Genomic DNA, 3,115 nt, shown 5'->3' with positions numbered 1-3,115 from the left:
GGTGACAACGTGTCGATCACGGTCAAGCTGATTGCCCCGATCGCCATGGAAGAAGGCCTGCGCTTTGCCATCCGTGAAGGCGGTCGTACTGTCGGCGCCGGTGTCGTGGCCAAGGTGATTGCGTAAGGAACTACTATGGCAACCAAACAAAAAATCCGCATTCGCCTGAAGGCGTTCGACTATAAATTGATCGACCAATCTGCCGCAGAAATCGTCGATACCGCCAAGCGCACCGGTGCGATTGTCAAGGGCCCCGTGCCTTTGCCAACTCGCATGAAGCGTTTTGACATTCTGCGTTCACCGCACGTCAACAAAACCAGCCGCGACCAGTTTGAAATTCGCACGCACCAACGTCTGATGGACATCGTCGACCCGACCGATAAAACGGTAGATGCCTTGATGAAGCTCGATTTGCCTGCTGGCGTTGACGTCGAAATCAAGTTGCAGTAAAAAAATGTGGCAGTCAATACCTTCACAGGATGTTGGTTGCTTCTTTTGAGTCCGGTTGTGACTTGCCAGCTTGGCAAGTTGCGCTATACTCGCAGGCTCTGCTGTTATGTCAGTCATGGCGGCAGAGTTTTATTAACAGTCTTTCACACAAAAACGTGTGCAGCCAATTGAAGTTGCACCGGTGAAAGTTACGGAGAAAACAATGAGTCTTAGCAATCACTTAGGGTTGCTGGGGCGCAAAGTTGGCATGATGCGTTTGTTCACGGACGATGGGGCTTCAATCCCGGTGACCGTGGTCGATGTATCAAACAACCGCGTGACCCAGGTCAAAACCCAAGAGAATGACGGCTATGTCGCTTTGCAAGTGACATTTGGTGCGCGTAAAGCTTCGCGCGTCAACAAGCCGGCCGCTGGCCACCTCGCCAAGGCGGGGGTTGAAGCCGGTGAAATTATGCGTGAATTCCGCGTCCCCGCGGACATTGCTTCCCAATACCAGGCGGGTACTACGGTGCCTGTGGCGGCGGTCTTTGCAGCCGGTCAAAAAGTGGACGTGCAAGGCACGACCATTGGTAAGGGTTTCGCTGGCACCATCAAGCGTCACCATATGAAATCTCAGCGTGCGTCGCACGGCAACAGCCGTTCGCACAATGTGCCGGGCTCCATTGGTATGGCGCAAGATCCGGGACGTGTGTTTCCGGGCAAGCGCATGACCGGTCACCTCGGTGACGATCTGGTCACCACGCAAAACCTCGATGTGATTCGCATCGACGAAGCGCGTCAACTGCTGATGATCAAGGGAGCGATCCCCGGTTCGGCTGGTGGCTTTGTCACTGTGCGTCCCGCCGTCAAATCCCAACCCGCCCAAGCGAAAGGAGCGAACTGATGCAGCTCGAACTCCTGAATGATCAAGGCCAGGTAGCTTCCAAGCTCGATGTGCCTGAAACCGTTTTTGGGCGCGCCTATAACGAAGATCTGGTTCACCAGGTTGTCGTCGCCTTTCAGGCTAACGCCCGTCAAGGCACGCGCGCTCAAAAAGACCGCGAACAAGTGCGCCACTCGACCAAGAAGCCCTTTAAGCAAAAGGGCACGGGTCGCGCGCGTGCAGGTATGACGTCGTCGCCTCTGTGGCGTGGGGGTGGTCGGATTTTCCCGAACATGCCTGATGAAAATTTCGCGCAAAAAATCAACAAGAAGATGTACCGCGCCGGCATGGCCTCCATCTTCTCTCAGTTGGCTCGCGAAGGCCGTCTGGCTGTGGTGGATTCACTCACAGTCGACTCCCCCAAGACCAAGGCATTGGCTTCCAAGTTCAAGGCCATGAATCTTGACTCGGTGCTGGTGATTGCAGACGAGGTTGATGAAAATCTGTACCTTGCATCCCGCAACCTGGTGAATATCTTGGTGGTTGAGCCCCGCTATGCTGACCCCGTGTCGCTGGTCCACTACCGCAAGGTGTTGGTCACAAAGGCTGCCATGGGCAAACTCCAGGAGATGTTCGCATGAGCCACGGTTCCCAAAATCTCAAATTCGACGAAGGTCGTCTGATGCAGGTGCTGGTTGCTCCGATCGTGTCTGAAAAGGCAACGATGGCAGCCGAAAAAAGCAATGCCGTGACCTTCAAGGTGCTGCAGGACGCAACCAAGCCCGAAATCAAGGCGGCTGTTGAATTGATGTTCAAAGTTGAAGTCAAGGGCGTTTCTGTGGTCAATACCAAAGGCAAGACCAAGCGTTTTGGCAAGTCGGTCGGGCGCCGTGACAACGTGCGCAAGGCTTACGTCATGCTCAAACCGGGTCAAGAGTTGAACCTTGGTGGGGAGGCTGCTTAATCATGGCTGTTATCAAAATGAAACCAACTTCACCAGGCCGTCGCGGCATGGTGAAGATTTCGCGTGATCACCTGCACAAGGGTGAGCCCTACGCGCCGTTGCTGGAACCTCAGTTTCAACAGGCGGGCCGCAACAACAACGGCCACATCACGACCCGGCACAAGGGTGGTGGTCACAAGCATCACTACCGTGTTGTCGATTTTCTTCGTAACAAGGACGGCATTGCTGCCAAGGTCGAGCGTATTGAATACGACCCCAACCGTTCTGCGCACATCGCCCTGGTGTGTTATGCCGACGGAGAGCGTCACTACATCATTGCGCCACGCGGTCTTGAGGTAGGTAGTTCCATCATGAGTGGATCCGAGGCGCCGATTCGTGTCGGCAACTCCTTGCCGATCCGCAATATTCCGGTGGGCTCGATCATTCACTGCATCGAATTGCAGGTTGGCAAGGGTGCTCAAGTGGTTCGCTCTGCTGGCGCCTCTGCCACGCTGCTGGCGCGCGAAGGCACCTATGCCCAAGTGCGTATGCGCTCGGGTGAAGTGCGCAAGATCCACATTGACTGCCGTGCCACTTTGGGCCAGGTTGCCAACGAAGAGCACAGCTTGCGCCGTTTGGGCAAAGCCGGTGTGAAGCGCTGGATGGGTATTCGTCCGACCGTTCGCGGTGTGGTCATGAATCCTGTGGATCACCCACATGGTGGTGGCGAGGGTAAGACCGGCGAAGGCCGTCACCCAGTCGATCCTTGGGGTAATCTGACCAAGGGTTACCGTACCCGTAACAACAAGCGCACGCAGGTCATGATCGTGTCGCGTCGCAAGAAGTAAGGGGTAGGTAAA

Annotated in this window: 5 protein-coding genes and 1 pseudogene; all 6 read left to right on the top strand. The window is 55.4% G+C overall.

Translation table 11 applies throughout. The features are described 5' to 3' along the window. Window positions 1-126 (top strand): annotated as a pseudogene (locus tag PHF15_RS16870) (elongation factor Tu); the annotation flags it as partial. 9 nt (window positions 127-135) lie between these two features. Then, window positions 136-450, top strand: coding sequence for a 30S ribosomal protein S10 (gene rpsJ / locus PHF15_RS16865; RefSeq protein WP_028250951.1), 315 nt, complete (start codon window positions 136-138; stop codon window positions 448-450). Between the two features lie 202 nt (window positions 451-652). Continuing rightward, window positions 653-1,333 carry a 50S ribosomal protein L3 gene (gene rplC / locus PHF15_RS16860; RefSeq protein ID WP_300123029.1) on the top strand — a complete coding sequence of 227 codons (681 nt, stop codon included), beginning with the start codon at window positions 653-655 and terminating at the stop codon, window positions 1,331-1,333. After that, window positions 1,333-1,953, top strand: a complete 621-nt coding sequence (rplD, locus tag PHF15_RS16855) for a 50S ribosomal protein L4 (RefSeq protein WP_300123027.1) — start codon at window positions 1,333-1,335, stop codon at window positions 1,951-1,953. The genes rplC and rplD overlap by 1 nt, the downstream gene beginning before the upstream one ends. Further along, window positions 1,950-2,276: a 50S ribosomal protein L23 gene (rplW, locus tag PHF15_RS16850; protein ID WP_296493775.1), complete on the top strand. Its 327-nt coding sequence runs from the start codon at window positions 1,950-1,952 to the stop codon at window positions 2,274-2,276. The genes rplD and rplW overlap by 4 nt, the downstream gene beginning before the upstream one ends. Before the next feature lie 2 nt (window positions 2,277-2,278). After that, window positions 2,279-3,103, top strand: a complete 825-nt coding sequence (gene rplB, locus PHF15_RS16845) for a 50S ribosomal protein L2 (RefSeq protein ID WP_300123025.1) — start codon at window positions 2,279-2,281, stop codon at window positions 3,101-3,103. The last annotated feature ends 12 nt before the right edge of the window (window positions 3,104-3,115 follow it).

It is taken from the genome of Rhodoferax sp. (assembly GCF_028689295.1).
GTDB lineage: Bacteria > Pseudomonadota > Gammaproteobacteria > Burkholderiales > Burkholderiaceae_C > Rhodoferax.
This window is presented reverse-complemented; position numbering and strand designations above follow the sequence as displayed.

What these genes read in the sequence shown, in the direction of transcription:
- rplC (WP_300123029.1), top strand. Translation starts at nt 653, where the DNA reads ATGAGTCTTAGCAATCACTTAGGGTTGCTGGGGCGCAAAGTTGGCATG.
- rplD (WP_300123027.1), top strand. Translation starts at nt 1,333, where the DNA reads ATGCAGCTCGAACTCCTGAATGATCAAGGCCAGGTAGCTTCCAAGCTC.
- rplW (WP_296493775.1), top strand. Translation starts at nt 1,950, where the DNA reads ATGAGCCACGGTTCCCAAAATCTCAAATTCGACGAAGGTCGTCTGATG.
- rpsJ (WP_028250951.1), top strand. Translation starts at nt 136, where the DNA reads ATGGCAACCAAACAAAAAATCCGCATTCGCCTGAAGGCGTTCGACTAT.
- rplB (WP_300123025.1), top strand. Translation starts at nt 2,279, where the DNA reads ATGGCTGTTATCAAAATGAAACCAACTTCACCAGGCCGTCGCGGCATG.